This window comes from Bradyrhizobium sp. BLXBL-03, from assembly GCF_051853015.1.
Lineage (GTDB): Bacteria > Pseudomonadota > Alphaproteobacteria > Rhizobiales > Xanthobacteraceae > Bradyrhizobium > Bradyrhizobium manausense.
Genome location: NZ_CP182470.1, coordinates 7,485,030 through 7,509,109 on the forward strand (window position 1 = coordinate 7,485,030; position 24,080 = coordinate 7,509,109).

The 24,080-nt window shown below is 57.8% G+C and carries 16 protein-coding genes and 1 pseudogene; 7 read left to right on the forward strand and 10 right to left on the reverse strand.

Translation table 11 applies throughout. The features are described 5' to 3' along the window. Positions 1-453 precede the first annotated feature (453 nt). The 3 genes from ACNJX9_RS35515 (at position 454) to ACNJX9_RS35525 (ending at position 4,714) form a co-directional block, all read left to right on the forward strand. Positions 454-2,814: a DPP IV N-terminal domain-containing protein gene (locus ACNJX9_RS35515; RefSeq protein WP_439410190.1), complete on the forward strand. Its 2,361-nt coding sequence runs from the start codon at positions 454-456 to the stop codon at positions 2,812-2,814. A gap of 1,187 nt (positions 2,815-4,001) precedes the next feature. Then, entirely contained in the window at positions 4,002-4,283 is a 282-nt protein-coding gene (locus ACNJX9_RS35520; protein WP_439406732.1) for a hypothetical protein, read from the forward strand. Between the two features lie 206 nt (positions 4,284-4,489). Beyond that, positions 4,490-4,714 (forward strand): hypothetical protein, encoded by a 225-nt coding sequence (locus ACNJX9_RS35525; protein ID WP_439406734.1) that lies wholly within the window; start codon positions 4,490-4,492, stop codon positions 4,712-4,714. Between the two features lie 262 nt (positions 4,715-4,976). Here ACNJX9_RS35525 and ACNJX9_RS35530 read toward each other — a convergent pair whose 3' ends face one another. From ACNJX9_RS35530 to ACNJX9_RS35545, 4 genes and pseudogenes are all read right to left on the reverse strand, one after another. Continuing rightward, the gene (locus tag ACNJX9_RS35530) at positions 4,977-5,174 is read right to left on the reverse strand and encodes a hypothetical protein (RefSeq protein WP_439406736.1); all 198 of its coding nucleotides are present in this window, start codon (positions 5,172-5,174) and stop codon (positions 4,977-4,979) included. A gap of 950 nt (positions 5,175-6,124) precedes the next feature. After that, positions 6,125-6,238, reverse strand: a pseudogene (locus tag ACNJX9_RS35535) (transposase); the annotation flags it as partial. 12 nt (positions 6,239-6,250) lie between these two features. Continuing rightward, entirely contained in the window at positions 6,251-8,980 is a 2,730-nt protein-coding gene (locus ACNJX9_RS35540; protein WP_439406738.1) for a DUF5695 domain-containing protein, read from the reverse strand. A 556-nt stretch (positions 8,981-9,536) separates the two neighbouring features. Beyond that, the gene (locus ACNJX9_RS35545) at positions 9,537-11,627 is read right to left on the reverse strand and encodes a prolyl oligopeptidase family serine peptidase (protein WP_439406740.1); all 2,091 of its coding nucleotides are present in this window, start codon (positions 11,625-11,627) and stop codon (positions 9,537-9,539) included. 1,387 nt (positions 11,628-13,014) lie between these two features. On the opposite strand from ACNJX9_RS35545, the gene ACNJX9_RS35550 reads away from it, so the two are divergent. Both ACNJX9_RS35550 and ACNJX9_RS35555 read left to right on the forward strand, forming a co-directional pair. Continuing rightward, positions 13,015-13,407 carry a hypothetical protein gene (locus tag ACNJX9_RS35550; RefSeq protein ID WP_439406742.1) on the forward strand — a complete coding sequence of 131 codons (393 nt, stop codon included), beginning with the start codon at positions 13,015-13,017 and terminating at the stop codon, positions 13,405-13,407. 204 nt (positions 13,408-13,611) lie between these two features. Then, a complete protein-coding gene (locus ACNJX9_RS35555) occupies positions 13,612-14,178 on the forward strand; it encodes a hypothetical protein (RefSeq protein WP_439406743.1) in 567 nt (188 codons plus the stop codon). Positions 14,179-14,972: 794 nt separating this feature from the next. Here ACNJX9_RS35555 and ACNJX9_RS35560 read toward each other — a convergent pair. Further along, positions 14,973-16,193, reverse strand: a complete 1,221-nt coding sequence (locus ACNJX9_RS35560) for an IS110 family transposase (RefSeq protein WP_439406745.1) — start codon at positions 16,191-16,193, stop codon at positions 14,973-14,975. A gap of 921 nt (positions 16,194-17,114) precedes the next feature. Here ACNJX9_RS35560 and ACNJX9_RS35565 point away from each other — a divergent pair. Further along, the gene (locus ACNJX9_RS35565) at positions 17,115-17,426 is read left to right on the forward strand and encodes a hypothetical protein (protein WP_439406747.1); all 312 of its coding nucleotides are present in this window, start codon (positions 17,115-17,117) and stop codon (positions 17,424-17,426) included. A 1,104-nt stretch (positions 17,427-18,530) separates the two neighbouring features. Next, positions 18,531-20,093: a S10 family peptidase gene (locus ACNJX9_RS35570; RefSeq protein WP_439406749.1), complete on the forward strand. Its 1,563-nt coding sequence runs from the start codon at positions 18,531-18,533 to the stop codon at positions 20,091-20,093. 418 nt (positions 20,094-20,511) lie between these two features. On the opposite strand, the gene ACNJX9_RS35575 is transcribed toward ACNJX9_RS35570, so the two are convergent. Genes ACNJX9_RS35575 through ACNJX9_RS35595 form a run of 5 tightly spaced genes read right to left on the reverse strand, consistent with a single transcriptional unit; the run spans position 20,512 to position 22,998 of the window. Beyond that, a complete protein-coding gene (locus ACNJX9_RS35575) occupies positions 20,512-21,315 on the reverse strand; it encodes an oleate hydratase (RefSeq protein WP_439406751.1) in 804 nt (267 codons plus the stop codon). 28 nt (positions 21,316-21,343) lie between these two features. Continuing rightward, the gene (locus tag ACNJX9_RS35580) at positions 21,344-21,751 is read right to left on the reverse strand and encodes an oleate hydratase (RefSeq protein ID WP_439406753.1); all 408 of its coding nucleotides are present in this window, start codon (positions 21,749-21,751) and stop codon (positions 21,344-21,346) included. A gap of 5 nt (positions 21,752-21,756) precedes the next feature. Next, positions 21,757-21,951, reverse strand: a complete 195-nt coding sequence (locus ACNJX9_RS35585) for an oleate hydratase (protein WP_439406755.1) — start codon at positions 21,949-21,951, stop codon at positions 21,757-21,759. Next, entirely contained in the window at positions 21,890-22,198 is a 309-nt protein-coding gene (locus tag ACNJX9_RS35590) for an oleate hydratase (protein WP_439406757.1), read from the reverse strand. The genes ACNJX9_RS35585 and ACNJX9_RS35590 overlap by 62 nt, the downstream gene beginning before the upstream one ends. 41 nt (positions 22,199-22,239) lie before the next feature. After that, positions 22,240-22,998, reverse strand: coding sequence for a glucose 1-dehydrogenase (locus ACNJX9_RS35595; protein WP_439406758.1), 759 nt, complete (start codon positions 22,996-22,998; stop codon positions 22,240-22,242). Between the last annotated feature and the right edge of the window lie 1,082 nt (positions 22,999-24,080).

The following is a 24,080-nucleotide window of genomic DNA, read 5'->3' on the forward strand; positions in this document are numbered from 1 at the left end:
GAGCAAACAGCGTGCCGCTTTTTTACGTAAACCGTGTCTCGGCTGGCTGTTGATGCATGTGCGCGCTCGATAAGCTCTTTTTCCTCATTACTTTCAATCAATCTAGGTACGGCGGTCAGGCGATCAACTGGCCGCCCGTGATCGAGCATATGCCGGCAGTGACGTCTCGCTGGTTCACTGTGTGCGAGTTCAGACGCGCGGGCTCATTGGCATTCACTCTAACGTCATCTAGACGACATCCAAATCTCAAGCCAAAGCCGATGTGCATTGCGCCTCGTTGGCATAATTTCTGCACGTACCAAGTTGACGGTGACGATCAAGGCTTTCGGTGCTCCAGAAGCAGATGCATCAGCCCAAGGAGCCCAGCGCTGGCGCAACGTCGGTTACGTTCGACATGCCCGCGGTATCCGGCACAAGAGGACGGCTGACCAGGTCATGCATAAGCTCGACGTCATGTATAAGGTCGGCGTTTTGATGATTGCGCTCTTAGCTCAGCAGGAGGCGGCTGCCGTGAACGGTTCCAAAGGCAACACGGAAGACGAGGTCGTTCGTCGTTCCGACTACAATCGAGCGCTCACGATAAACGATCAGTATGCCGGACTGATGATCGATGCTCCGGAAGTCCCGTTCTGGCTCGCAGATGGTGCGTCGTTCGCCTATCGATTGACGAGTAACGGCAAGCGCCAATTCATACTCGTGAATGCTGCCAACGGCAGAAAGCAGCCAGCTTTCGATCATAAGAAGCTAGCAGTTGCGCTGAACCGCGTAAGTCACAAAAACTATAATGCCGATAATCTGCCATTCGAGCGGTTTGAGCTCGCTGACGATGGTGCCAAAATAACTTTTCAGATTGAGGGCGCCAGCTGGAGTTGCGAACTTGTAAACTACGCTTGCTCAAGCGAGACAAAGCTTTCCGAAATCGACCAGCAGAACCAGCACGGTCATACGCCGTCTGTAAAAAATGATCTCAAGAGAACGAGCGTGTCGCCTGACGGGAAATGGCTCGCCTATGTCAAGGATTTCAATCTATTCTTGCGCAGCAAGGAGGGCTCGAAGGACATCCCTTTGACTTGGGACGGATCTGAAAGCAACTACTATGTTTTTTCGACACTAAGTTGGTCTCCAGACTCGCGTCGCCTCGCAGCTTACCGCATCCGTCCGGGCCAAAAACGGGAGGTTCATTACATCGAATCATCCCCAAGCGACCAGCGCCAACCGAAACACAGGACGATGACATACCCGAAGCCCGGCGATGCTCTCGCATTGCCACAGCCGGTGCTTTTCGACGTCGGTGATCATCGCGCGACAGCAATCGACAATGCGTTGTTCCCAAATCCCTATGGCCTGTCTCCCATCCGGTGGTGGAAGGACAGCCGCGGATTCACCTTCGAGTACAATCAACGGGGCCATCAGCTTTATCGTCTCGTCGAGGTCGAAGCGGCTACAGGCACCGTCCGAACTCTTATCGATGAGCGCAGCAAGACGTTCATCGATTACCAGCCCCTAAGATTGGACCAGGGGAACACTGGCAAGACCTTCCGCTACGACGTTGAGGACGGGCGGGAGATCATCTGGGCCTCCGAACGCGACGGATATGAGCATCTGTACCTATTCGATGGGCACACCGGCGAACTTAAAAACCAGATCACACGTGGAGCTTGGGTAGTCCGTTCCGTCCATTACGTGGATCCTATCAAGCGCCAGATTTGGTTCAGCGCAAGCGGGATGAATAAAGGCGAAGACCCCTATTTCATCCACGGCTACCGCATCAACTTCGATGGCACGGGATTAACGTCGCTCACGCCCGAAGCGGCCAATCATCACATCGAGTTATCGCCAGACGGTCGCTACTATCTAGACTTCTACTCACGGAGCGATATCCCGCCGCGCCTAATGTTGTACCGAACCATTGACAACTCGGCGGTCGTGGAGGTCGAGAGTACCGATATTTCCGCGCTCGTAGCTGCTGGCTGGCAGCCGCCACTGACATTCCATACGAAGGGGCGAGACGGCGAGACCGAAATATGGGGGATTATTCATCTTCCCATCAACTTCGACCGAACCCGCCGATATCCGGTCCTTGAAAAGATTTACGCCGGTCCGACCGGTTCTTTCGTTCCGAAGTCTTTCTCGGCCTTTGTGGAGCCGCTCACACAGCTTGGATTTGTCGTCGTTCAAATTGATGGAATGGGCACGAACAACCGGTCGCGTGCGTTTCACGACATTGCCTGGAAAAACCTGAAGGATGCCGGCTTCCCCGACCGGATCTTGTGGCACAAGGCGGCGAGCGCGACGTTTTCGTGGTACGATATCTCGAACGTCGGCATTTTCGGTGGCTCGGCGGGCGGTCAAAACGCGGTGAATGCACTGCTCTTTCATTCCGATTTTTATAAGGTGGCCGTCGCCAACAGCGGTTGTTACGATAATCGTATGGACAAGATCTGGTGGAACGAACAGTGGATGGGATGGCCGGTTGGTATTGAATATTCGCAGTCTTCCTCCGTCGACAACGCTCACAGATTGCAAGGTAAGTTGCTGCTCATCGTGGGCGAATTGGACCGCAACGTCGATCCATCTTCTACATTCCAACTGGCCGACCGACTTATCCGGGCAGGAAAATACTTCGACATGCTTGTGGTCCCAGGCGCGGGTCACGGAACGCCCGGGTCTTACAGCCTTCTCAAGGTCCTGGACTTCTTCGTTCTGAATATCCTCAGGCTGACCCCGCCTAGTTGGAATGACCCATCTATTGACTTGCTAAAGGGCCAAGAGGCTCGATCATCGTGCGAAGAGCCAACACGTGAAGGCTGCTGAGACCTGCAAAAACTGAGTCGAGAAGAGGCTTCTGCGCCATCAGCATCGAATGTAGGCGACGACTTCCAATGGGAAATAGAATCTGTTGTCAAAGTAGCTTGGTCCCGAGTCGACTTGACAGCCCTTCGGCAGGGCCGTCGTGACGTCGCCAAGTCTTCGATCACGCCACAAAAACCATGGGAGTTCAGCGAACGCGTTCCAGAGCGCGTTGGTCAACGACAGCCACAGCTGCTCGGCAGCTTGTATGGGCGGCAGCTGTTTTGTGCATACTTGGCGGCGTCCACAACGACACGGCGGGCAAGCTCTACGACTCAACGCCCACAGTTCGGAACAACTCATTTACCCGCAGCTGGATCACGTCCTCGGTTGCCAGCACAGGCTTTGCCTATCTCCACCCGTATTACATAAACTCGGGCTCAAACATGCCGCTCGTTGTGAAGGTCGTGACGAGCCCCGGCTCTACCGGAGCGACATAAAGGTTCGGATATGGCCTCGTTGATATTGTCAGCGAAAGAAAGGGCAATGAACCATGCTGTGAAGTGGCTGTCGAACCCTCATGGGGAGTCGGCGTATGTGGGCACTTGGATCGCAATTTCCGGAGCCGACTAGCGATAGCGACTTCGCTTCTTTCGAGCAGGATAGAAATCCGCCTTCGTTTTTTTGAAGCGAGTTCGAGAAGGCGCTTCTCGTCTTCTTTGCTCCACGGCCTAGAACAATTCCTTGGCATGCTTCACTCGCGTCGCGTATTTCGTGAACTGACCATGTTAGCGCATAGAGGGGCTGTCATCTGCCGTCTTTCTACTCGATTGGTCTCCGGCGAGACGAACATCTTTGCCGGGGTTGCTTTCGTCGCCATCTTTTCGATGACTTACGGGGTGAGCCGTAGGTCAAGCGAAGAGCAAACGTTCCTAGGGCGAGTGCGATCTTTTCGAGAACTTTGATTAACAGGCGGCGGATTCCAACATTCAACCTTTGGGCGTATTTGGGAATGCTTACCTGAAAGGGAAGTTCCGGACGATGAGTGAAGCTTGTCGAGTCATCCACACTCTGCTCCTCCAGTGCGGCCGGATAAATGGGCGCATTATGTGCGCGCGAACCTCGCCCTATTGTGGGCCTTATTGCAGTGCTCTCGTTTGTCTACTCTTCGCCGCGCAAACCCCAACCGGGAACACAATGACGTGAGTCCTATGCCTGAAGTCGCAACCGAAAAAGCCGCCAGCGCAACGCATCTGGTAGAGCAGGCCGTACGAGGTGATTACCCAGCTTGGGCGCTGTCCAGCGCCATGCAAGTTGTCGCCAACCACTATCGGGCATCTCCACGGATATCGGAATCGCAGCGCGAGGATCTACTGCTCGCAGTGGTGCGCGCTCAATTCGCAGCCATCCAGCATCTCTCGCGCTCATACTCGCGAGACCAAATCGCCGCCGGAATGCAAAGCGCTCGCAAATCAGATTTCAGTATGGGCTGAGCCTCGAGATGTGACCGCAGCGGGGACGGCATTTTCTGATCGATCTCGATTCGTGAGCGCACATGTTCCGAAACGTTTTGCACAACATCCGTTTGCTCGAGCAGATCAAGGAGCGAACCGCACAGCGTCGGGCTGAACAGATCGAGGCCTTGCGGTTGGACATCCGCGCGCAGCGACGTTGCCGATAGCGAATCGGAGCAGGGCCAGTGTCAGACCCGATCCTCAGCATCCGCGATCGTGCGCGGCACGTCTGGCTGGGCATTGGCTCAGAGTATAACAGCGTTACGGCGGCCAGCGCCGCTCAAGACTGGCAGGGGATTCTGACCACGAGGTGGGATCACTTTGGTGACAAGTTCAACGGGGTGTACAGACCGAACGCTACTCGGGCCGATCTTCAAAGTTTGCTTGAGGCCGCCTCGAAGATTCTTTGACTTCGAGAGCCGTGTACGAAACGGCTTGAGGGCCGGCCCACGGCCTAGGGTATCTTGAGGCGCAAGGCAGCGTCGCCCCTATGGGTAATGCGGTAGCTCCCGGATCGGCTTCCACGTTCAATCCAGCCCTTGGCCACCATGTTTAGGATGGTGCGGGGGCCAGTTGGCTCAAGAGCGCTCAGCGCGAGCTCGCGGCCGGACCGCAGCTTCTGCAACGCATCTCGCTCAGAGCTGGTCGGTAGATGGCTAGCGCGGGCGGGCGTTATTTTTTCACCCTCAGCGCGAGTTTGACCAGGCGGCGGATGCTTTCGGCGCGACTGGGCCGGTCTTCCTGATCGGCCGACCAGGTGTCTATGTGGTCCATAAGTTCATCGGGCATGCGTAACGAGCGCACCGGGTCGTTGCCCGTCGCCGGTCGTCCGCGTTTTTTAGGCATGACTCTTTTGTTTGACTTGTTCATAATTTGAGTCATACCGTAAATGCGCTTGAAAACGAAGCGGCACTCGGGGCGGCCCTAACCTCAACCAAAACTGATCTGCCGGTCTCTCCTCGCCGTCTCGTCGGCCCGCCATTCCGATGCTGAAATCGAATTGCGGCGTCACGCCGCACTCGGCTGGACTCGCGAGTGCCGCACTGCTCCGCGCAGAACGGCTGATCTTTCCCGGAGAAAGTGGAGGACGGGTTTGGGTGGCCTTTAGCTTCATGTCGATTGCGGCGATATATCCCCGGGCGCAATGAGCCTTGTTCGGTACAACAAGGCTCAAGAACGCCTGCAGTACCGTTCTTCGCGAGGTTCTTTCTTGACATCATCCTTGGTTGCTCGCCGAGTTTGCATTCATGGAAGAGTCGACTAGGCTAATGGTGTCGCTTTCCGCTGTCCCGACCTGTCGGCATCACGGCGGGCCCAGACGAGCCTGCGCGGGACCGCGTACCATCCGCATGTCTCGCGGCGGCATTTTCTGCCTTTGCTTGAGCTGTGAACGGCTTAAAAATCGGCAAAACAACTTCGCAATGAACCCTTCGAAGGTCGCCATCGTGTGATTGTCGCCTAGGCCATCGCACATTCGCGCGCTTAGTCTCAAGCACTCCGCGCCGCGACGCCAGTTTTCGCTGTCATTCTCCAAGTCAGATCGAAACTCCGGCTCGCCGTCTCTATTTGGCGCGCCGCCTGAATGAAGTCGACGGAGCGCTATCGCGCTGCCGCGCCGGCGCCTCGGCAAGTGCAACTCGCTGTAGGCGCCACCTCCCGATGGACGATTGAGGTCCGTCGTCGATATCGGCCACGACCTCATGAAATGAGGCGCGCACTTTGCGCGCCTTGAGTCGAGTCTAGAGGCGATTCTGCCGGGAGAGGGCGGCCACGGCATTCACTTTTTCCATATTTCAGCGATTATTGAATTTACCGCCGATGCCACCCGGCACGATCATGTGGATGTGCGGATGGTGGGTCATCGCCGAACCCGACGTATGCAGCACCGCGGTGATGCGGATACGTGCGCCGAGATGCTCGAGATTTGCGGCAATGATTGTGATCCATTAGCGAACCTGAACAGGCGGAAAGCGCGCCGCAGGCAAGCGGACGACGATCTGGCTGTCCGTGATGTCGACGACTTCTTTGCGCTTCTTCCCGTCATCGTACCGCAATTCGAACGTCACTCCCGATGCAGATGGGCCAAAGGGCTCAGGCGTAAGGCTGATCCACCCCTCCCCCAAATTCAGAATGATCGGTCCATCCGCCCGGAATCGGGCGTCAAGCAGCACCAAGTCCAATCGGAGAGACTGTAGCCGCACGTGGAGTCGTCGCCGCACGCCATCACGCGGCCAGATACGCAGGGTGTGAGCGAACGTCTCCATCATGCCACCGTGACAAACCTGCCCAAAGATGGGATCGTCCGCAACGATCGTCGCAGCAGCGCGGACCGCCCCACAAAATCCCAGGTCGATCTCGCACGAGTAGTACCACGCTCCACGGTGATGCGGCTGACCGAGCCATGTGGTGCCGCTCGGCGCCGGCTCGAAGCCGCCACCGGCCGCGCCGTCATTCTCCTCGCCCGGATACCAATAGCCATGGCCGGCCGACGCAGGGCCGCTGTTCAGCAAAGCCCACGCGCTGAGTTGTGATGCATAGCCGAGACGAAGGAGCGGATGCGGGTCGTCTGCATCGTTGAGCGCATGATCAAGCAGCGCCCAGCCGCCCATCTGCGCCATGTAGGTCAGCGTATAGGCGTCGCCCGCAGTCCCGCGATAATCGCTGCCCAAGTAGTAATAAGCAGGTTCCAGCCAGCCACGGCAGAACAGGTTTGCAGCGATCTGACGCTCCGCGAAGGCACGGGCTGCCGCCTTCGAAACCCCCATGGCGTCAGGGTCGTCAAGGGCCGAGTGCGCCAGTGCCTGCGTTGATTCGAAGCCTGTGGAATCGAACGGATATTCCGACCCGAACAGGTCCGCCTTCGGATCGACGAAGGCGCGCACCTTACGCGCCCAGTGCGCCTCCAACGTCGCCGCCTCGCGCATCAAGCCCGCCGTCTTGAGCGCCGAAACCAGTTCGGGGATCACACATTCGTTGTAGAAGCCGGTGTGGTAGGCAGACCAATTCACCACTCGCATCGGCAGCGTGAACATGGCCAGCGCCGTACCGTAGGCGCGTACCAAATAATCTCGTGCGCTCTGGCGGGTGGGTATCGCGGGATGGTCACGCGCGATGCGGTGCATGGCCAAATACATCGCGAAGATGTGCGGATAGTCATAAGGCCGCCAGATATGCAGGCGGCCCTTTGGGCCGGGATCGCCGCTTTCCCGGTTCTGCTTCCAATCGGGTATGCCGTAGAGGCCGTAGGCGTATGCCTCCTGTGTGGTACGTTGCAGCCCGCCCCAGACGAACCTATCGATATACCGGTCCAGCGCCGCCACTTCCGCCGCATCAGGATGCTCGGCATTCTTGGTCGCGAGGTAAGCGGGCTTGCTCAGCCCGGGATCGTCGCACGTCACCTCGTAGATGCGCCAGCTCTTGATCCGGTCGTAATTGTCCGGACCAAGCAGGACCTGCGTCTCCATGTTCCACTCGCCAAACAAACCGTCGTACCATTTGGACGGGTCACGATGCTGCCGCTTCACGATGAAGGTTGCGCGCTTCTTCATCATCGTCTCGACGGGCTCGGTAGCGAAGAATTCAAGAAAGGTCTGGCGCGCACCCGCCTGGTGCAGGGTCAGCCGGTTCTCGCCCAATCGCGAAAACCGGACCCGCCACAGTCGCCTGCCAGCCCGATCCGGCAACCGTTGCACCACCGTGTCGTCGGTAAATTCCGCTTCGATTCGCTCCACCGGAATGGAGGACTCGAGCGCGATGTCGACATGCAGGTCGTTGGGAACCGTCATGCCCGGCATTACTTCCACGTCCACCAGACCAGCGTCCGCGATAGCCCTGCGCGCCGCCTCATAGTCGGCAACCCACTGGAAGCGGAGACGGTAGCGCCGTTCATCGGCCGGCGACAGGGACAGGGAATGGGTCGGCTGTCGCCAGCGAGTCCCGCCCGCCACTGCCTCACCGGCGGCCGCCCCACCCAAGATGTAGGCGCACCACGTCCCACTGGCTTCGGTCGAATCCTTCTGGACATCCCAATATTCCAGTGACGTGTCCGCTTCCGGTAAGAGCATGAGGAAGGGACCGGTGCTGTTGCCGCGAATCCAGAAGATGTGCGATCCATGCCCCGAGACGAAGCTGTGCTTCAAAACAGCCATCGACACCGGTTGTCCTGCCGGAAATTCGGTGTTCATCGGCATGGGCAAATAGAGGTCGCCAACCTCCACGCTCGCCATGCCGTCGTTCCGCAGCATGATCTCCCACGTCAATCCAGCCTCGTCGACTGCGAGGCGGGTCGTGAGAAGGACGCCGGCATCGCGGGCTGCTAGTTCAAGGGCCGCGCTATGCATCGGCTTCGTTGCATCAACACCGGTTCGAAGCGTATGCCACGCGGACCCGGCACGCCGAACTCTAGCGTGAGCCGTCCCCAGCACGGCTCCAGGCAGGACGTAATCCGTGTCATACGTATCGTTACGATAACGCAACGAGGTAATGCCGTCTTGTGTGCACCCAACGACGAAGGGAGAGTCGGCCGCCTTCAACACCATGGCAACCTTGCGCTGCGGCCGATTGGGTGTAGGCACTGTAACGCCTCCGAACAACGCGCTAGCCAAGAAGCTACTGCCCAACAGCATCGTACGACGCGTATACGTCCAGACTTTAGACATGCCTTTGGTCTTCGTCATCAACTCTATCCGGTATCGCCCCATACGGATGATCAAGGCGTGCCGTTTTCTCGCCGTAAACGTCAACGCGACAAGCGACATACGTTCTCAACTACCGAGTGTTCGGTCGGCAGCGCTTCGTCACCATCGGTCCTCACGGTGCCCTTGGACAGCAGACCTTGCACGCAAGGAGGCCAAGCGGCTTTTGGCCTGGTTGACAATGGCAAAGACCCGGTCGACGATAAAGCCACGGCGCGCCTGAGGCGTCCATATAAGGACCATGACCCCAGCCTCAACCCAATCACGCTGAAGCCGCCAACGACGTCGATTATCCAATCCCCCTAGGCGATTGTCTTGCCATCCGCGCTCGCGCCGTCTCCGCAACCTCGACCAGCTCCGACGACGCGAGCGCTACCAGCAGAGCACGCAGATCAAAGGGACCCTTTTGGACGCCGTTGGGTGTCATTCCAGTGCCGATTGACAGTCGAGTATCCATCGTCGACGCTTTACTGATGATGCTGCCGATGACTTCGCTGCGAAGGTCGATCATGTGAGGCGACATTCTGCTCTCTCGACATTACTCATCGACAAGCCGCCGGGATGCGTAGGTATATTCCAGGGCCGCCTTTCGTGCATCTTCGATGAGATTGGCGGCGGCGCCATGTCCCCCGTCAATATTCTCATAGTAAAAATAGGGCTGACCTAGCTCAGCGAGCCTCGCGGCTGCCTTACGGCCGCGCGCTGGATGCACACGGTCGTCCTTGGTGGAGGTGAGAATGAAGGGCGCCGGATAGGTCTTGCCCGACACCAACTTATGATAAGGCGAGTAGGCCTCGAGCCACTCGCGCTGTTCAGGGATGGCGGGGTCGCCATACTCGCCGATCCAGGAGGCCCCCGCGGCCAGTTTGGTGAACCGAAGCATGTCGAACAGCGGCACCTCCACTACGGCGGCATTGAAGAGGTCGGGTCGTTGGGTGATTGCGGTCCCCACCAGCAGGCCTCCTTGGCTGCCGCCAGATACGCCCAACCGGCGGGGAGAAGTGATCTTCCTCCGGATCAGGTCCCCTGCGACGGCGATAAAATCATCCCATGTGCGCTGCTTTGTTGCCCCTTGGGCGGTCTGGTGCCATTGCGGACCGAACTCGCCACCGCCGCGCAGGTTCGCGACGACATATGCATTGCCCTGCTCGAGCCAGAGCCGTCCCATAAGGCTCGCATAAGAAGGCAAAAGCGGAACCTGAAATCCGCCATAGCCATAGAGAAGGGTTGGGGTAGATCCGTCAAACTTGGCGCTCTTGGGCCGTATCAGAAAGTAAGGAATGCGGGTGCCGTCGCGCGAAGTTGCCTCGAGCTGCTCCACGACATGTTTAGATGCGTTGAACCTCGGAGGTGTCGCCTTCAGTGTCTCGAGACGTTCGGTCGCGGCGTCGAAGTAGCAGAGCGACGTCGGCATCAGAAAGCTGGAAACGCTGAGCATCATTTCATCCGATTCATTCGAAGCGGCAGTCAGATCGACACTCGCATTCTCCGGGAGCGGGATCGGCGTGGCTCGCCAAGCGTCCTGATCATACTTGTAGACGAACGCCTTGCTCTGAGCATCGTCGAGGATCGTCAGGATCAATAAGTTCTTGGTAACGCCGAATCCGCGGAGCGCCTGCCGAGGCCCGGGTTTGAAGACGAGCGTGGGGCTGGCATGCAGCGGATCCCGCTTCCATTCGGCCAAGTCGTACGAGATTAACGAGCCAGCTGCGAAACCGGCGTCGCCGTAAGTCGGCGTCCAGTCTTCATTTAGCATCACGAGCAGGCGGCCAGTGACAATGCCGCCGATGCTCGCCTTTCTCGGCAGATTGAGCTTAATCGGCAGCCCGGGGCCAAAAAGCACATACTCATCCTCGAACAAGCTGATGCTGCGCGCGGCGCCGGTCGCGTGAATTTTTCCTTCACTGTCGCGCAGCACGAATGGTCCGGCTGCGACATCCGTCGGCTCGCCGCGAAAAACCTCGCGCGCTTCACCGAGCGACTGACCGCGCTTGAGCTCCTTCACGACGAAAGGGTAACCGGAGGGCGACATCGTCTCTTCGCCCCAATCTCGTGCAATCAGGATCGTGTCGACATCTACCCAGCTTACGTCCTGCTTCCCCTCCGGGAGATCGAAGCCGTTCGTGACGAAGGCCTTGGCGTCGCGGTCGAATTCGCGCACGAATACGGCATCTTTGCCGCCCTCGGAAAGTTCGACTAGGCATAGACGCTCTTCGGGCGGTAGGCAACTCCCGCCTCGATAGACCCAATTTTTCTTCTCCGCGTCCGCCAGAGCGTCAATGTCGAGCACGGTCTCCCATTGCGGACTCTGGGTGCGATAGCTTTCAAGCGTGGTACGCCGCCAAACGCCGCGCACCTGTTTCTCGTCTTGCCAGAAATTGTTGAGACCGCCCCGTCCCAATGAAACGTACGGAATCCGGTCCTTGGCCTGAAGGATTTCGAGCGCCTCCTCGTAGAAGCGCTGATAGCGGGGATCCGATTGAAGCGCACCAAGTGTCTTGTCGTTCTCGGCACGAGCCCAAGCCAATGCGCCCGGCCCTTCGATCTCCTCAAGCCAAAGGAAAGGATCGTCCGCTTCCGAAGTAGCCGCCACCGTCTGGGGAAGTGCCGCGGAGAACAAACACGTCATAGATAGCCATCCTGCGAGGAGGAGTGAATTTTTCATGGGACTTGTCCGGAACACGGCCCAGCCGAGCTTGCGCGTGTTGGGAGTTGGGCGGACGCAGACGGGAGATGTGCATTCGATTTCAAAGAGCGGACATACGGGAATCGTCTGCCGGTACCTTCAACGGTGCAAGCAGCGTGCCGCTTCAAACTGGACGTTCTCCCGCCGGTTGGCATCGCATGCCGGCGTTAAGTAGTGGACGATGGTTTCAAAGCTGACAATTACACTGCTTGACTCCGACAGAGCCGAGGCCGAATGACGACAATTTCGCAACTTCCGCTCTACTCTCGCGCACCTGAATGGATCTGCAGCGCGCACAACTGATCCGCCGCCCCGCATCACCTTTGGAGGGCTCCGCCCCCGCGGCATGGCGCCGCAGAAGAGTCTCGCGCGCAAAGCAAGGGGGCGGGCGGGGGATACTTGTCCGGACCTCTGCATCGAACCTTACACGCAGTTAACTAACGGCTAGGCCGAGCGCTTCATTCAGAACGTGTTTGGATGCAGGGACCATTGCGACGCAAGACCAGTTCCTCAATGAGCACCACAGCGCGTTGTTTGTGCATCTCGATCCGCGACATGGACGGCAGGCGGCTCGCTCCTGAGATCATTCGCGCGGTCCTCTCGAATGAGCCTCCTTCCGGCGCATACCTACGTCTCAATATCCCCCCTCCTCGGCGGAAAAATACATTTGATTTCGCTTCTTGGTCCGCCGGGAGATCGGCAACCGTCTTGCGCTCCTTACGGTCTTCGCTTGATCCCATAGCACCTGGCGAGCGCTCTCACAGGAACTAGGCTCTGAGCGCATCGTCTCGTGGCGAACGACTTTTTTGCTCTTGCGCCATCGTAACGTGTTCTGTGCAAACTCCGCTGGCATTCGGGTGAGCGATCTTGCTCGCATGCAGCTCCGGCCGAGATCAACCATGCCGCAAGATCTAGTCTCTGCACTTCTGCACGTCCTCGCAAAACCGCCTTGCAAGTTATCGCCGCCCACCTTCCATTCGGACTGCTGGTTTTGATAGGTTGTCTCCCGGCGCTTCACATCAGAGAGCTATCGCCGTGGCGAGAGGCTGCAATCCTGAGCTATTGCTGACCAGCAACGTGCCAGACGACATGCGCGCTACAGCCCCGCCGCCCAGTAAGAGGACCATCGCATGACTAACGCTCAAACTCACTTTCAGGAGGGATCTGGGCTCAATACAACAGGCCTTCCACTTCCTGCAGTGGCACCTCCGACTATCAGGTGGCCGAAAGCGCCTTTCCCGAACGACAGCGCTTTTTGCGGCTGGCTGGGCCGGCCGGCCTACGTTATTTGTGCCAGACGTCAGACAAGGAGCGGCCAAGTTAAAAGGCAATGCTCAAGGCCTACCTGAGGATACGCGATCTCGCACTGTTCAATCCTGTGGCTAATGGCTCTTCAGTATCAATTGGCGACAGCTATATCCGCCCCTTTAATCATCAGAGCCTTGAAAGCTCTCTTATCAAGACGTCTGAACAATGGTTCTTCGTCATCCGTGAGCGCCTGCGATCGGAAGACCATTTGAGAATCCCGTTTGCTGTCGCAACCAACGTGTCTGATGATTACTTTCGGCGGTGCTATCAGGAGAATCTGAACTGGCCTCTCGATTTTATTATTATTGAGGCGGCCCGCAGCGGCGGCCGGCTCCGTGTAAGAGCTGGCCTTTTGGGCAGCCTGCCGATCTACTTCTGCGTTGAGGAGCGCACTCGCTCGGTTGCGCTCTCCTGAGATTCTGTTGAGTTAACGCGTGAGTCGCGTGCAGTTGACGCAGAATTGATCGCGCATCATCTGACGATGAAAACGTACTACTCTGCAAGACAAGCCCGCCTCGGCGTTAACCTCCTAACAGCGGGCGCGAGCCTATACGTCGATACGTCGGACACACTGTTTGAGTACGGCTCGAGACCGTCACCATCTTATACATGCGCTGGATTGACGACAATCGAAGCGCTTCGTCAGTTTAATCAATTACTCAGTGAGGTTGTTGTTTCGCGGCCAACCAAACCTCATGAAAGTGCCGTGGAATTGAGTGGAGGAATGGACTCAGCTTCCGTCGCAATGGCTGTCCGCGAGGGCGCCGGATCGTTAACGTGTGGGGGAATTCTACTCGATGCGGAGAGTAGTCCCAAGCGATCTGATAGACGCAATAGTATTTTGGCCGCACTGAATTGCCAAGATCAAGCAATCGAATTGAATGACCACATGCCCGCGATTGATCTGAATCTCGACTCAAAACACCATTTGCCACTTGTTTCGGAATATTACCTCGAGGACTTCGAGGCGCTTTGGGACAGATTTAGCAATGAGGGCTGCAAGATAATCTGGTCCCGTATGGGAGGAGATGAGCTTTTCTTCCGCTACTCGGGCGAGGAAGATGAAGCAGGTTCGCAATCGTCACGTTGCTTCGATGTTGCGGTTAGACTGGCGGAAGGCCTGCTAACGAGGCGCGGCCTGATGCCGCTCGTTCGACCTTCCTATTTAGCGCGCCGCTTGGTCTGACGGCAGCAACGACTCTTCTGGGTAAGCTTTGTCATGCTCGTCCTCTCGCAAAGCGAGGACTGTGGCCCGTGACCCCGCTGTCTGATCCGCGATTGATCAGCTTTTCAGCGACCCTTCCACTCGAATTTTGAGCAGACAAGCACATGCTTTGTCTCTACTTACGTAACCGTACCGGCGCCGAGGTGTTTCCGCGAGACGAATTAAGGAGAGCTTCGAGGTCGTATTGCCGAGGGCGATTGCCGCGCGGGCGGACACACTTGCATTCCAACTAAATACTTGTGCATTAGCGGACTTGGGCTTGGTTTCGCGAGAATCGGTTATGACGCTTCTGAATGAAGTGGTAACGAAGCGCACATTTGTTGCGACGAGTGCCTTGGCTCGCTTTATATTTCGCCCGGCAACTTGGTTGATGGTGTCCGCCGGACGCGCGGCGATAGTGAAACCAGGGGGCTTATAGTTGATTATGCATTGGCGAGCCTGGTCTGAGACCGGCAAACTGGACCATTTTCAGCCAGAGGCTTGGTCGGCGAATCGCTTCGGCTGGAAAGGAGCGACGCACCATGAAGGCCTCAAGATTTTTGACGCCCCAACAGGCGTTCATCCTGAAGCAGGGAAGCGCTGGCGCTTGGAGGTGCTGGAAAGAGCCCTGCAAGGAAATGGGATTTCGGGCAACGATCCGCCTCGATCAAGGCAGCGAGTTTGCGTGATCCAGACCTGTGGGCCTAACAGCGCGGCGGCACGGTCGACTTCTCGCGGCCCGGCAAGCCGACCGACACGGATGTTGTAGACAAGCCCTATGTCGCGGAAGTCTTGCTGTGTCGGGATCGTGGCTTTGCCCGCCACCGGGACGTGAACCTGGTGTACTCCTTCTCGGCGGATTCCACGCGTGCTCGTTCCTCAGCCCTCTTCGCGGGGATGTTGTAATCATAGGCCGATCCACGCTTGGCATGGCTGGTGGGTAATCCAGCGCGCAGTTCGATGCTCCGGAACTTGCGCGCCAGCAGGGCCGGCCTGGTCCAGATGTAGTCAGTGCTCTTGGTCAGCATATGCCAGATGATCATCGCCAGCTTCCGCGCCGTCGCGACTGCCGCGATGTGCTTGCCGCGTCGTGAAGCCACGCGCTGGAAGAATGCACGCAGCGGTCCCGGCGAACGGGCTACAGCCCATGCTGCTTCGACGAGCATTCCGCGAGCTTGGCCGCGGCCCTGCTTGGTGATCCTGCCATGGTAGGCGGAGACCTCGCCAGACTGCCTTACGCTCGGGTTTAGCCCCAGGTAGCTCACCAGCCTGGTCGGATCGGCAAAGCGCCGAATGTCGCCGACGGCCGCGGCCACGCCCGAAGCCACCGTCATATCCACACCCGGGAGCGTCATCAGCCGCCGAATGATCGGATCGGACATCGCTTCACGCGCGATATCCGCCTCGACCTCCTTCAACGAACCCTGGATCAGGTCGATCTGCGCCAGGTGCCGCTCGATTGCGGCACGCTCGTCGGCAGGTACCATCTGGGCGGCGATCCACCTGCGACCGCTGATCCCTACAAGGTTGAGGTGTGGACAGGGCGGAATGAGGTGGGCGTGAAGGATCGACTGAATGAGGTTCTTCAAGCGTACCCGCTGACGCACGAGCTGCGTACGGCGCGCAACTTGCCGTCGCAGGGCCATAGTGCGCTGATCGGGTACCCAGACCTCCGGAAGAAATCCGGTGGCGTACAACTTCGCGAGCACGGCGGCATCAATCGCATCCGTCTTGATCTTTGCGTACGCGATCAACCGCACCTGCTTCGGGTTGGCGATGACAACACGGTCGACATACGGCGCCAGAACTTCGACAACGGCCGCGGCATTGCCAGTCGCCTCGACGACCACGTGATCATCATGGGTGAGTTCCTTCCTGGCGAAAGCCTCCAAGCTGTCACGAGTCATGGGAATGCGGCCGAGCTTCGTTAGATGTCCCTCGAGCAGCGCCACGGCCTCGGCGGCCACGCGATGGATGTCCATGCCAATGATGCGCATCTCTCCCTCCATGGTCAGTGCGAAAGGGAGCTGCGGGCAACACGACAATTACGGATCCGCGCTCGCAGCGCATCCGGGCTAGTCGCAGGGGCGGCCAGATAACGACCTCGAACTCGCAGTTCATGTCAGTGCGACGGCCTGCCCGCACTTGCGTGCTCCCGGTGCCCCGAGGCCCGGATCGGTCTACGCTAATGGGCTAGACCGAGTCTGGAAACACGGGACACCGGCTACATCATGCCGGATAACGCGTTCATTGAGGCCCTCAACGGCGGCTTCCGCGCCGAATGCCTCAACGTCCACTGGTCCTGTCTCTTGCGGAGGTCAGGAAGAAGTGGAGACTTGGCGCAACTGGTATAACGAGGAACGAGATCGGCAATGGGCCGCCGGTTTTGCTGCACACCCACGTTCGCGCAACAAGCCCGCCGACCTTACGGAAGCGCAAACCTCTAGTTTTAGCCCAAACTTCGGTCTCGCTGCACTTCGGGCCGGGCTCTAGCTCCTTCTGGAGGAAAAAACGCAGCGGCACGTCCCGAAGCAATTAACTTTACGTCAGATCGGGCTACGGGTCTCGCGCATCCGATCGCAAACCAGTCCTGGTAGGTGCCTGCAGGTCTCTCTAGAGGTACAACTTACCGGCACCCTAGGGCCGACATCAGGGTGCACTAACTGGCTCAGGCGGTAAGGGTGGCCACTCAAGTTAGCGGCGCGTGGTAGGGACAGCACTTATCGTACGCAACGAGCGCCGAGTCACGTCGCTACTAACTTCACCAGCAGCGCGGGCGTGGTAGGGACAGCCATCGCTTCACTCACCGGGCGTGGGCCGAGTCACGTCCGCGCTGCCTCCGATTGGCATGGGCACGCCCATACCCCCGGGCAAGGCTATTTCGTCCGGACGGATCCGCATTTGGCACAGAGGTCGATGTGATTGAACCGATGACGCCGCTGCAGACAATCAGTGACTGGTTCGAAAAGCAGCACGTAGAAATACAAGGCGAAATCATTGCCGGCATGGCCTTGCTTTTGGACTTCAACGATAGGGACTTTCTCGCACTCGACAACGAACAGCAAGGTGAGTTTCTCCGGCAGTGGAACGACGGTGGATTCGGAAGGATTCGCGTTTCCACTTCTGGGCCTAGAGTAACGGGATGCGATCCGAGCTCCCTCAGCGGTGTGCCGCCGCATGTACGTTGTCTTTCGGAGCGCTTAACATACACGCTCGGGTGGGGCTTGTGAGAAGCGTCGGGAACAACACCATGGACATTGGCTCCATAAGCACGTTGGAATTAGCGGCTCTGGGAATTGCCTCGGTCTTTCTCATCGCAGTTCTCCTCGGCTGGTGGTGGGTTAGTCGGGGCTTCCGTGATTTGTAGCTGAGGTCACCCCTCCGCGTCAGCTTGAGAGATAGGCTTGACGGTTTTTGCGACGTTCGCTGGCGGCCAATCACCGCCGACTGCCTTCGGAATTCCTTTGGCAACCAGCAGCGAAGATTTCCAGACAAGCATCTAAACGCTACATGGATCCCAATGATCTGCTCGGCTTCAGAATTTGGACGGCTGCCAAATTAGCTGGGACAAAAGTGTCCTACAGTGTGATGTTTTATACGGAAATATAGCCTATTTTGAGATAGTTGGCGCATCCCTCTTTGGAGGCATATCGAGGAGTTCGCCGACCTTGCGCTACGTTGATTCAATCCCGCGTGTCTCGGCGGCTCGCATTAGGTGTTTGAGCATGACGAAGACCTGATGCTGTAGGGCGGCACGAAAAGTCGCTGCGCTCCTGTTGCGCGGATAGCGCTGCCAGGCGGCGGCGAACTGGAAGTGGGCAGTGCTCCTGCGCTTTAGTACATTTCCGGCGATTACACCAGCCAACCTTCAAAAGGAAGATCAACGCCTCGACACACCCCACGCAAATGTCCCGACTTCGCGACGGTCGCGGAGGCGTTCTTCGCAACCGTTGCACTTCAAACGTGGCTTCATCGGGTCGCAGCCCAGCCTACATGGGAACAAACGCTATCGATGCGACGCTAGCTGCACGCCTAGGTGCGCCCAGAGAGCGCTCGGCACGACTGCTGACCCTGCTACACGCAGTGAGCATTAAGGTTTTCGGCTGCGCCGCTGCTGTTCGACTCTGCGATGCACTTGATGAAGCTACTGCAGCTTGGAAGACGTGGTGGACGCACTGCAATGCCGCATATCGGCGATAGTCGGGATGGCGGCGACGGTGACGACTACTGAATCTAGTAGGTCTGCTGGTCCTCGGCATGAGCTAGTGAGTAGAGCCTTTTTGACAAACAGGCCTCGCGCACCGAAAGGTGCGCGTTCGGATAGGAGAATCTCGATGCAGTTGACCGCGCTGCGCCCCACTTCTTTAGCGCTGATCCTTTTTACCTGCGGGGTGATGGGGAGCGCGCAGGCCGACGATCCGCCGGCGCGTGCAGAGGCCACGACGCCAGCCGGCTATAAGGGCGGCTCCGGCGAACGCGCCGGTCAAGCGCAGAGTACGCCGTCGGCGGCCGAACAGCATCGCCTGCCGCCGGACTCCAGCACTGGGCAAAAGCTTGAGCTCCCTGGACGGACTCTCTCTTTCATCGCGACCGCCGGCTCCATCCGCCTGTTTGACGACAAGGGCGAGCCGCAGGCCGACATCGTCTATACCTCGTATCAGCTTGACGGCACCAATCGCAGCACGCGCCCGGTAACATTCTTTTTCAACGGCGGACCTGGCTCATCATCGGCATGGTTACAGCTTGGCAATGCTGGACCCTGGCGGCTGCCGATCAATGCTGACGAGGTGACGCCATCTACTTTTCCGGAGGCGACGCCAAACGCAGAGACTTGGCTCGATTTCACGGATCTTGTATTTATCGACCCCGTAGGCACCGGCTATAGCCGTTTCGTTGCGACGGGCGATGATGCGCGCAAGCGGCTTTATTCCGTTGACGGCGACGTCAACGCGCTCGGGCTGGTAGTCCGCCGCTGGCTTGAAAAGCATGACCGGCTGTTGTCGCCGAAATATATCGCGGGTGAAAGCTATGGCGGCATTCGTGGACCAAAGCTTGTCCACGAGTTGCAGATTCGACAGGGCATAGGCGTCAACGGCCTAATCATGGTCTCGCCGTTGTTCGATTACAGCCAGTACGCTCGCACGAGCCTCCTGCAACACGTTGCAAGGCTGCCAAGCTATGTCGCAACGCAGCGTGAAGCCAAGAGTTCGGTCAAGGGTTCGGTAAAGCGATCCGATCTCACTGACGTGGAAGCTTATGCACGCGGCGAGTTTCTGGCCGACCTCATCAAAGGCCAAACGGACAAGGAAGCGACCACGCGTCTGGCCGATAAGACCGCGGCGCTGACCGGCATCGACCAGGCGGTGAGTCGCAGGCTCGCGGGCAGATTCGACCTCGCCGTGTTTCGCCGCGAATTTGATCGTAAGAATGGCAAGCTAATCGGAAACTATGACGCCTCGGTGCGTGGCATTGATCCCTATCCGGACTCCGATTTCCCACCTTCTGGCGATCCCTCGAGCGATACGCTGTTTGCGCCTCTAACCAGCGCCACCGTCGATCTCCTTACGCGCAAGCTAAACTGGCGGCCGGACGGCTCTTATGAGCTCCTCAACCGCACAATCGGGCAGGCTTGGGATTTCGGCCGCAGTCCTCCAGAGTCGCTATTTGAGCTACGCCACATCCTTGCAACGGACCCAAAGATGAAATTGCTGGTCGGGCACGGCCTCTTTGACCTCGTCACGCCCTATTTCGGATCACAGATGGTGCTCGATCAATTGCCACCATTTGCCTCGGCACCGCGCGTCAAACTTGTAGTCTTTCCGGGCGGCCACATGTTCTATTCACGAGACCCCTCGCGCCAAGCGTTTCGTGCAGAGGTCGAAGCGATGATGAAGTAACCGGACGGCGAACTAGGCTACAGCGGTGAATTTTTGAGATGGTTGGCGCATTCCTCTTTGGAGAAGATATCGAGGAGTTCGCCGACCGTGCGCCACTTTGCTTCGACATCGTTCTGCGCGGCTCGCATGTCGAAATACCCGTTGCAGACCAACTCGCCAGTTTCGCTCTCACCTTACGGCAAAGACATTAATCGGATGCGTGTGGCGAGGATAGCACCAAGCCGAGGACGCCTTAAGGTTGCCTCAAGAAATTGGCGCGGATGTTTGATCTGCGCCTTGGCAAGCCCGAATCGTCTTCGGCGCAGGACAACGCTTCTCTATCCGAGCGAACGGGCGCCCGCAGCGTTCCGCCTCAGTCAGCTTAGGTGATATTTATTGAAGAGTTCGCCAAGCTCAGTAGCCTTGATCTTTTTCAGAATCAGTTTGTGCAGGAACGCAGGTCCCAGAATCTCAATTTCATTGCCGTCACGCAGTCTACCCATTGCTGCAAGCAACTGCGAATATCGTAGGTCGAGTTGAATACCTCGGGCCCGCCAAGTTCACTTTTGAGGAGAATATAAACGGCTTCCATCGCCGTCCGAACGGAGTATTCCGTCGTGAAGATACAATCCCGTTCACCGGACTCCGCCAACTGGCCGATAAAGGCGAAATTGCCCGCCTCTTTCGGCACAACATCGAGCCGGTCACCCGCCTGCCGAGGCATGAAGAAGGAAGTGACGTAGGGCATCATCACCAATCCCGTCTTGGCGGCCTCTGCGGCAAGTTCCGGTATGCTCGCGACCGGCACACCGAGGTGATAAAGCCAATCTTGCGTGGTCTCCTCGCCCGTACAATCTTGCATCGGTTTCCTCACGTAGTCGCCGGCTTTATCGACGAATAGTGAATACACCCAGACGACGACTTGATCGCTGGGCCGCTGCTTGAAATGCGCCTGGCGGTTTGTGGTCCAATTGAGCAACCAGCTCGCATCTTTCACCGTAACAATGCCTCCTGTGACGACCCTGCCACTGAGCGGATCGCGTTTGGCGATCTTGCGGATGTATGGCGGAATGCGTTCATCCAGGGTCGTGATCGTCGCCGACTCCCATTTGCTTGCAGAGATATTGCCGCAAAAGACGTTTGGACGGTCAAAGGCGGCATCCTTGGCCGCAATACGCCGCCATAGATCCCAGGCGGGCGCCGGTCCTTCGTTGAGCCTGGCGGCCGTGTGATGGTCCCCCATGTCCGAGTTTCAGTCAGCGACCCGATCGTCATGAAAACAAGATCGTCGGCGCCAATAAAATGAGATTGCCCGCAGTGCCATTCTCAAGCCAGCGGATGGCTGTGGCTTGCTTGCGTCCGCACATTATCTCGATGACTTCTAGTCCGTAGCGAAAGTTGACGCCTTGCTCCAACAGCCATTTGCATAATGGCAGAACAAGCGATACATATTGATTGTACTTGGTGAACTTCAGCGTGCTGAAATCCGGCAGGGCGCCGATATGATGGATAAATCGATGCACATAAAGATTCATCTCGAGGGCCGAATGCGATTCTTCAAAGGCGAACATGGTCCGCCAATAGAGCCCGAAATTGCTGTTGAAGAATTCCCTCCCGAACACTTTGTCGATGCGCTTGGTCTCCATCTGCTTACGAGTGGCAAGAAAACGGGCAATCACTCTTCCTAGGCCTCTTCACTCAGAGTGAAGAGGCCGTCGGTATGGGCGTCCTGCCCTTGGTTCACCTTCGCCCGCTGGAGTGTGTAGTTCGGATCATCCTTGTTCAGCCAATAAAACTCGCCGAGCACGCTGGCGCCTTCAAGTTCGAGCGATGGGATCGAGCGAAACAGATCCCAGAGGCACTCGAAATGATCCTCCATCTCCTCTACCACCTCGAATCACGAATCCCCTTTCTGGATCCTGACTGCCGTCCAACGCGCCTCCCGGAACCTTCTGTCGTTCGAGGATGGTGATACGGTCGCCACGCATTTGCCCGTCGCGGATCAAGAAGGCCGCGCCTGAGAGCGCAGCCAACCCCGAACCAACGAACCAAGCCGTCTTGCTATCCGCGCCAGCGGGTTTGCGGAGACGAGCAAAAGCTTCGTAGTTTCCACTGCTGTAATACATCGCGACATTCCATCTTGATCTGACAACCCGTCCGCTGATAGTCAGAAGATGTTTTCGATCGCCTGACACTTCTGCGGGACGCCGATCGTCAGCCCGCCATCAACGACGATTTCGGAGCCGGTAAGATAAGAGGACTCGTCGCTGACCAGGAACAAGACTGCCTGTGACACTTCCTGCGGCTCGGCTGGCCGCCCGAGCGGAATCGGGAAACTGGAAAGATCGAAGTTCTCTGTCATCCGGGTGTTGATGAGACCCGGATGGATAGAGTTTATGCGAACGCCGGACGCGGCGGCCTCCAAGGCAGCGGACTTCGTTATGCCCCGCACGCCGAACTTGGAAGCAACATAGGCGTGAAGCCCAGGACTACCCCTCAGCCCCTCGACCGACGAGACGTTGACGATCGAGCCTCCGCCCGCGCGGCGCAGGGCAGGTAAGGCAGTCTGCATTCCCAAGAATACACCGGTGAGATTAACAGCCAGGGTCTTCTCCCACTGCTCGAGCGGGAACCGCTCGATGGGCGCCATGCTAGCTATGCCTGCATTGTTGACGAGGCCGTGCAGCGCGCCGAACTTGCTCTCCGCAGCCGCGATCGTCTGGCGCCATTCCTCCGGCTGAGCGACGTCTTGACGCACATAGATCGCAGATGGGCCGAGTTCGGCTGCGAGAGCCTCTCCTTCTTTGTGGAGAATATCGGTGATCACGACTTTCGCTCCCTCGGCTACCAGCAGGCGCGCATGAGCGGCCCCCATCCCTCGAGCCCCGCCGGTTACCAAAATGACTTTTTCGCTCACTCGTCCCATAACTCTTGTTCCCTCGATCCGCGGCGGTGCAGGCTTTTCAACATCAAAAGGGATGAGTGGTCCTGTTGATCAAAATGGTTGAGAACGAGCATTAGAAGTCGGGCAAGCCAAAAATCGCGGGTGTGCACCACGCCCACGGGCTCTTGCCGATATGCCCAGTGCCACATCATCTTTGATGCCCAACGGCTTTGCGCAGCGCCTTGTGTAAATTGGCGCGAAGTAGTTCGATCCCAATTTCACGTCGCGAACATGCGTCCACCGCTCAGGCGCTAACCGTCCTTGATTGCTGCATTGGCCTTGCCGAACTGCGCCACCGTATTGACGCAGGCAATTTGCGGCCGAATTTCCTCCGATTTCGAGATAGGATCGTTGCCCGCGAGCGAAGCGATGCCGGCTCGGAACCGTACTGAGGTCCTTGTGAATCGAGAAGTGGGGCGCAGAACTCATGAGATTCTCCTAAGTCTTGCGAACTGGAGTATTCATTCTGTGCAATCTGCGCGCCGAGAATCTGATAGGAAGTCAGACTCACGTGTCTCTTGTACTGGTGCGGGAGGTCTTCCGACGCCCTACCGAGACGTCGATGTCCACGGGCCTAGCGTTTTTCGGTCATGCGCGGCGATAACGTCATGGCTGATCTGGTTCAATCGAGCGACAACGGCGATGGCCATGTGTTGCAAAAACCCGCAAACAGAGCCTCATCGACTTTGTCCGGAGGCTTGCTCGTGTCGGGCTTTCGACATCGCGTCGTTAATCGGACAAGCGAGGAAGGCAACAGAACAAGAGGCGAAAGTTGTCGGGTCTCTCGTATCCGATTTGACGTCAGCAACCTAGTGAGCCGTACAACTCCACACGAGGTGCCTGGCATCGACGTTGCATAGGGACTGATAGACAAAACGGAAGCCACCCACTCGCCTTGACGTCATCGTCGGTGAGCACGCTTCGCCGAAATGGATGCGCAATCAGGCGCATCGGTAGCACAGCACAGCCGCCTGCTGGAAAAAGTCAAGCGTGTTGGATGTTTTCGGATGGCTTAATCCGGCGGATTGAGGTGCAAGGCGCAGAAACGGCACTGCGGTCTCGCG